Source organism: Chryseobacterium sp. (assembly GCF_022712095.1).
Taxonomy (GTDB): Bacteria; Bacteroidota; Bacteroidia; order Flavobacteriales; family Weeksellaceae; genus Chryseobacterium.
The window spans coordinates 1-6,902 of the sequence record NZ_JALAHD010000047.1; the positions used below are offsets into that span (position 1 = coordinate 1).

Annotated in this window: 6 protein-coding genes; 5 read left to right on the forward strand and 1 reads right to left on the reverse strand. The window is 34.2% G+C overall.

Annotated features, from left to right (window positions below; translation table 11 throughout):
• Nucleotides 1-277: 277 nt before the first annotated feature.
• The 3 genes from Q0A18_RS02340 (at nucleotide 278) to Q0A18_RS02350 (ending at nucleotide 3,309) form a co-directional block, all read left to right on the forward strand.
• Nucleotides 278-898, forward strand: a complete 621-nt coding sequence (locus Q0A18_RS02340) for a DUF5715 family protein (RefSeq protein ID WP_292008563.1) — start codon at nucleotides 278-280, stop codon at nucleotides 896-898.
• A gap of 110 nt (nucleotides 899-1,008) precedes the next feature.
• Nucleotides 1,009-2,934, forward strand: a complete 1,926-nt coding sequence (locus Q0A18_RS02345) for an ATP-binding cassette domain-containing protein (protein WP_292008564.1) — start codon at nucleotides 1,009-1,011, stop codon at nucleotides 2,932-2,934.
• Between the two features lie 18 nt (nucleotides 2,935-2,952).
• A complete protein-coding gene (locus Q0A18_RS02350; protein ID WP_292008565.1) occupies nucleotides 2,953-3,309 on the forward strand; it encodes a hypothetical protein in 357 nt (118 codons plus the stop codon).
• A 12-nt stretch (nucleotides 3,310-3,321) separates the two neighbouring features.
• Here the strand turns inward: Q0A18_RS02350 and Q0A18_RS02355 are convergent, their stop codons facing one another.
• Complete coding sequence (locus tag Q0A18_RS02355; protein WP_292008566.1) at nucleotides 3,322-3,444, reverse strand: hypothetical protein; 123 nt, start codon at nucleotides 3,442-3,444, stop codon at nucleotides 3,322-3,324.
• 57 nt (nucleotides 3,445-3,501) lie between these two features.
• Between Q0A18_RS02355 and Q0A18_RS02360 the strand changes: the two genes are divergently transcribed.
• Both Q0A18_RS02360 and Q0A18_RS02365 read left to right on the forward strand, forming a co-directional pair.
• Entirely contained in the window at nucleotides 3,502-5,886 is a 2,385-nt protein-coding gene (locus Q0A18_RS02360; protein WP_292008567.1) for a TonB-dependent receptor, read from the forward strand.
• Nucleotides 5,887-5,925: 39 nt separating this feature from the next.
• On the forward strand, nucleotides 5,926-6,522 hold the full coding sequence (locus tag Q0A18_RS02365) for a hypothetical protein (protein WP_292008568.1): 597 nt from the start codon (nucleotides 5,926-5,928) through the stop codon (nucleotides 6,520-6,522).
• Nucleotides 6,523-6,902: the final 380 nt, after the last annotated feature.

The window sequence follows — 6,902 nt, forward strand, 5'->3', positions numbered from 1 at the left end:
CCTCCGAATACTTACCAGAATGTGCCGAAGAATTCAGCAAATAGCTTTTTAGTCATAATTGTTTGTTTTTAATAAAATCAAATATAAAGTTAAATTTTCACAAATTAAAAATAAAATTGTTGTAATTTTTTTTTATAAAAATTACAGTTATATTTGTTTATATCATAAATGATTATAATTATTTAAATTATCTATTTAGGCTTGATTATTGCTTGAAAATGTGAAATAGTATTAAAAATAGATATCTTTTCTATTTCAAAAATTAAAAGTCTATTCAATGAAAAAGTATCTGAGCGGGATTGCTTTATGTTTTATCTGGAATTTCTATTACACCCAAACCGCAAAGAAAACATTACCTTGTTATGATCTCACGCAAGTGATGAAAGTAGAACCTACTCCTCTTTATAAACCTCATTTGGATGCTTCAAAGAGTTTTAATGTAAAGATATTGAAGGATACTAAAACCGTACAGCGATATATAGATAAAGGGAAATTTCATAGTATTAAGAAAACAGGAAAAGGATATCATGTACAGAAATTGGATTATAGCAGACCTTATATGGTGTCTAAAGCAAAAATTACTTTAGAAAGAATGGGAGCCAGATTCAGTAAAGAAACAAAGGGAAGTACTTTTACCGTAACCTCTGTTACAAGAACACTGGATGACCAGTGCAGATTGAGACGTGTTAATTCTAATGCTTCGCTAGGGATTAGCTCTCATAATTACGGAAATTCATTTGATATTTCTTATGTAAGATTCAATAATACTCTTAAGAATAATCCTAAAATGGAGAAAGCATTGGAAAAGGTTCTGAAATATTATGCTGATGCCGGACGCATTTATTATATTAAAGAAAAACAGCAGAGCTGTTATCATATTACGGTAAGGAATTATTAATAAAGAGATGAAATATCAATATAAGGTCTTTTTTATTTCTTATAGGATTCATTTCTTTTTCCTTATTTTTGCACCCGAAAATCAGTATTAATTTTTAATAATTCATTTAAATGCTTTCGGTTCAAGGTTTAGGGTTACATCATTCGGGAAACTATCTGTTTCAAAATGTGAATTTTACCATTAAAAAGGATGATAAGGTAGGTTTAGTTGGTAAAAATGGAGCGGGAAAATCCACTTTATTGAAAATGCTTTCCGGAGAAATTTCGTTCTATGAAGGAAATGTAGTTCCTGAAGGGAATGTTACCATCGGTTTCTTAAAACAGGACCTTGACTTTGTGAAAGGGAGAACGGTATGGGACGAAACTATGCAGGCTTTTGAACAGATCAATGCATGGAAAACGGAATTGGAAGATGTTAATCACCAGCTTGCCACCAGAACAGATTACGAAAGTGATGCCTATACTGATTTAATCAACAAAATGACTGAACTCAATGATCTTTTAATGAACCATGATGCTTATAACCTTGAAGGTGACATGGAAAAAGTATTGTTTGGTTTAGGATTTAAAGCAGATGATTTTCAAAAAATAACCGATGAATTTTCGGGAGGATGGAGAATGAGAATTGAATTGGCAAAACTTCTTCTTCAGAAAAATGATATCATGCTGCTGGATGAGCCTACCAACCACCTGGATATGGAATCCATCATCTGGCTGGAAAACTTTTTGAAAGACTATCCGGGAGCTATTATTTTAGTAAGTCATGATAAACAGTTTATGACGGCTGTCTGCAATAGAACCTTTGATATCAATAATAGAAAGGTGGATGATTATAAAGCCAATTATTCCAAATATTTGGTGATGCGTGAAGAGCGCCGTGAAAAGCTGATTCAGGCTAAAAAGAATCAGGATGCGGAGATCAAGCAGATGGAAGATAATATCAATAAGTTCCGTGCAAGTGCTACCAAAGCTTCATTTGCACAGTCTCTTATTAAAAAGCTTGATAAAATTGACCGTATCGAAGTTGATAACGAAGATGTATCTAAATTTAATATTCGTTTCGTTCAGTCGGTTGTTCCAGGAAAAGTGATTTTTGAAGCAGAAAACCTTGGTAAAGCTTATGGTCATAAAAAAGTTTTCGATAATGTAGACTTTTTTGTACAGAGAGGTGATAGAATTGCACTTTTAGGACAGAACGGGCAGGGAAAAACAACCCTTGCTAAAATTCTCGCCGGAGAAATTAAAGATTATTCAGGAAGTTGGACTTTAGGCCATAATGTGAATATCGGATATTTTGCACAAAATCAGGAAGAAGTGCTTACTCCCAATAAAACAGTGTTAGAGGAAGCTGAAGATTCGGCAACGGAAGAAACCCGTCCAAGGGTAAGAGATTTATTAGGGTCTTTCCTGTTTCAGGGAGAAGCCGTTAATAAAAAAACAAAAGTACTTTCCGGAGGAGAAAGAAACCGTCTCGCACTTTGTAAACTGCTACTGCGTCCTTTCAATACGCTGATCATGGACGAACCTACCAATCACCTTGATATTCAGTCCAAGGAAATTATAAAGCTGGCTTTACAGAAGTTTGAAGGAACTTTGATCGTAATCTCTCACGACAGAGAATTTTTACAGGGTCTTTGTGATAAAATTTTTGAATTCCGTGATGGAAAGATGAAAGAATTTCTTGGAAATATTGATGAATATCTGGAGTACAGACAAAAAGAAAGCATCAGGGAAATTTCTATTGAAAAAGCAAAACTTCACAATGAAGAGGCTCAGAAACCGGAAGAGAAAAAAGAAACCCCTAAGCCTGCAGAGGAAAAGCTTCTTATTATAAGTAAGGAACAAAAGAATATTCAAAATAAAATCAAGAAAGTAGAAGAGAAAATTTCCGAGCTTGAAAATACCGTCCAGACTATGGAAGACTCTTTTGAAAAAGAAAATCCTACAGATGAAACTTTAGAATTATATAATAAAACTAAAGAAGATTTGGATTTGGCATTACAAGAATGGGAATATTTAGGTTCTCAATTAGAATAATTTTTTTATTTTTGAATCGTGAAGATAAAAAAAGACAAACAATTCAGAAGCTATGTTTCCAAACTTTTGTTTGGGATATACTTTATTGCTTTGTTTTCTCAGAGTTTTCACAATCATGATGCTGTAGACTATTTTAAGAGTTATAATCTTAAAAAAGCAGACCATAGTGCTTCAAAAAGTCTGAATACAGAAAAAGCCGGAGACTGTCTGGCCTGTCATTTCCTGGCAACCGGTAATTTTATAGTTCCTGAAGAATTTCATTTTAGTTTTGACAACTATGAACATGAAATTGAACAGACTATTGCCATTCAGGAAAGAATCTGGTCACAGACGAAATTTACCTTTCAGCTTCGGGGTCCTCCCGCTATTTCATAGTTTATCAATTTCTTATTGGCTGATCTCATGATCTTTCAGTACCATCTGTTGAATATGGATTCTCATATCGTATTGATGGTAAACAGATGTATTTCCGATAAGTGATTGTATGGTAATAATTTGATTATCAATCAAATTGTTTTATATATTTTACAATATACCATTTAAGGTACCCAATCTTTATTATTTACTATGAAATCAATATACAGCTTATTATTGATCCTTTGTGGGTTGATGATAACAAATGCTCAGAAAACTTTCACCGTAGAAGGATTCGTACAGGATTTTCACGATAAATCCATGCTGGATCATGCAGAAGTAAAAATAGGAAACTATACGACCGCAACTGATAAAAAAGGAAAGTTTTCATTTAATAAAATACCTGAAGGAACGTATGTTCTTGTAGCCACGCATCCTGCATGCAATGACTATACTGAAAATATAAAAGTTGACAAGGATGTTCATCTGACTATTATCCTGGAACATCACATTGAAGATATTGAAACGGTGACCATTCACGGAGGGCATAAAAAGAATGGTTCTTTGATTGTGAGAACTCTTGAAAAGTCAGATATAGAGCAGAATACTACAGATAATTTAGGGAACTTATTATCTAAAATTTCCGGTGTAACGGCTTTGAAAACCGGAAATAATATTTCAAAGCCTATCATCCACGGATTATATGGAAGTCGTATTGCTATTATGAATAATGGGGTAAGGCTAGCTGAACAGGAATGGGGTGTTGAACATGCTCCGAATGTGGATATTAACGGCTTTCAGCATATTGATGTGATTAAAGGAGCTTCTGCACTAAAATATGGAAGTGATGCCATTGGCGGAGTTGTCGTGATGGAACCTGAGATTTTTCCTAAAAAAGATACTCTTAAAGGTTCCGTGGGCCTTTCGGGAATTTCCAACGGAAGAGGTTTGGGATTGGATGTAGATGTAGCCAAAGTCTGGAAAAATGGCTGGGCGGTTAAATCCGGTGGAAGCATTAAGAAATTAGGAGATCAGCATACTCCTGATTATAATTTAATGAATACCGGAATGGATTTCTCTTCTTTTAATTTCACGGTTCAGAAAAATGAATTTGAAAAGGGAATTTCTTTTGATTATTACCTTACAAATCAGAATATAGGAATTTACAGAGGTTCACATGTAGGAAATAATGAGGATTTTTATAATGCCATGACGTTGAAAATTCCGGCTTATACAGGCAATTTCAGCTATGATATAGATAATCCACGCCAGGTTATTGAACACCATATTGCTAAAGTGTCTGCCTTTAAAAGGTTTGAAAATATTGGGAAAGTGTCTGCAACATACAGCTTCCAATATAATCACAGGCAGGAATATGATATCAGAAGAGGTGATTTAAGTGAAACTCCGGCATTAGACCTGCAATTAATGACTCATCAGTTGAATATCAATGATCTGTTGGAAAGAGAAAAATGGTCTCTGGAAACCGGAATTGATGCAAGTTTTCAGAATAATTATTCTGATCCGGCAACCAAAGCAAGGCGTCTGATACCTAATTATGATAAATATTCGGCAGGTGTTTATTCTATCTTTAAATACAAGATTTCTCATGATTTGAATGTGGAAGCGGGAGCACGATATGACTTTACCCGTTATGATGTGAGTAAATGGTATGATAAAAGTGATTGGGAGAACAGATATGCGGATTTGTATCCTGAATTTTATGTGAAAACTAATCAGAATAGAATTTTTACCCGTCCACAATTGAATTATAATAATATTTCCTTCAATGCCGGTTTAGAATATCGTCCAGGTGCAGATTTTAATCTTAAATTTAATTATGCAAAAGTAGGAAGAACACCTAATATAGCAGAGTTATTTTCCGACGGGCTGCACCATTCCGCTTCGGTGATCGAAATAGGAGATCTGGGATTGAAAAATGAGCAGGGGCATCAGTTTAACCTTGTAGCTGATACTAAACTGAATGTTCTGAAAGGATTGAATATTACTGTAAATCCGTATTTTTTTATCACTAAAAACTTCATCAATGAAGTTCCTACAGGAATACAGAATACGATCAGAGGTGTGTTCCCGGTTTGGCAATATCAGCAGATTGATGCCAAAATGTACGGAGTAGACGTGGATATCAATTTGAAATTAACGGATGATCTTACCTATGTGGGAAGAGGAAGCTATGTATACGGGCAGGATGATACGCATAATGAACCTTTGATTTTAATGATGCCGCCTAACTTTACGAATGCATTACGTTTCAATAAAAAAGACTGGAGTCATTTTTATTTCAATGTGGAGAACCAGACCTTCTTAAAACAAACGAGATTCCCGGTGTATAATGCGTCCATTACTATTTACGAAAATGGAGTGCCTACTGAGAAGACTGTGGATCTCAGTACCCCTCCGAAAGGATATTCACTCTGGAATATCCAAACGGGAATTAATATCAGCAAAAACCTTTCTGCCGGGCTTATCGTCCATAATCTTTTTGATGTTTCTTACAGAGACTATCTGAACAGAATGAGATTTTTTGCAGATGAAGCGGGAAGAAATTTTATACTGAATTTTAGATACAGATTCTAAAATTTAAAAACTAAAATCAAAACTTTAAAATTTTTAAAAATGTACAAATTATTTAATACTAAAAATATAATCAAATTATTAGCTGTTTTATTCATCACTTTTACTGTCGCCTCTTGCCAGAGAGACGATGCTGCTGCTGAAGACGATATTCCTCAGGAAGATCTTACCAATATTGTATTATTGGTAATGGAAAAAGATAAACCGGAAACAAAGACTCCTTATAATTATAGTATAGGAGCAGGAGGAGTTCCGACAATGATATTGGAGGATGGAAAAACCTATGAAGTAGAAGTACAGTTCCTCAATGGAAATGAGGATGCCACTCAGGAAATAAAAGATGCAAAAGATGAACACTTTTTAACGTTTAGTTTCCCTAATTCTGATATTACTTTATCGCGTACAGATGATGCTTCTTCCACTAGAAATATTGATGGTAATCGTGTGGGGTTAAAAACTACATGGGTAGTTAATAAGGCGATTCAGAATGCCTCTTCCCCAAGCCAGCTTATTCTTACCTTATATCATGAATCGGCGAGCACCTCAGAAGCTTCCGCACCTAATGGAAGTGGGGCGGTTTACGGAAGCCAGACCGGAGGTGAAACGGATGCTCAGGCTAATTATACTATTACCAATTAGGATATACTACACCTGAATAAAAAGGCTGTCTCAGTTTTGAGATAGCCTTTTTTATTTTTCACTCAATCTTCAATAAAAAAATTACATCAATAATTATAATACGACAAGTTTTGTCGTGTTGAGGATTTATTTTTGTATTAAACAGGAGAATATAATAGTAAGGATAATATGGGGCTGACAAAAAATAATAGAAGGATGGAAATAGAAATATTTTCATGCTAAATACTTTTCCCTAAAATAACGATTAAAAATAGGGGGATTTCTATTTAAAATCATTTTTATTTTTCAGGCATAATAAAATCTTCATCTTTAATTGTAATAGGATAAATTTTGGCACATGATAGATTTGGATTTACCGAACAAAAAATAATTTATAAACC

Excerpts from the sequence above, each read along its gene's own strand:
- Q0A18_RS02360 (WP_292008567.1), top strand. The coding sequence starts at position 3,502 with ATGAAATCAATATACAGCTTATTATTGATCCTTTGTGGGTTGATGATA.
- Q0A18_RS02365 (WP_292008568.1), top strand. The coding sequence starts at position 5,926 with ATGTACAAATTATTTAATACTAAAAATATAATCAAATTATTAGCTGTT.
- Q0A18_RS02340 (WP_292008563.1), top strand. The coding sequence starts at position 278 with ATGAAAAAGTATCTGAGCGGGATTGCTTTATGTTTTATCTGGAATTTC.
- Q0A18_RS02345 (WP_292008564.1), top strand. The coding sequence starts at position 1,009 with ATGCTTTCGGTTCAAGGTTTAGGGTTACATCATTCGGGAAACTATCTG.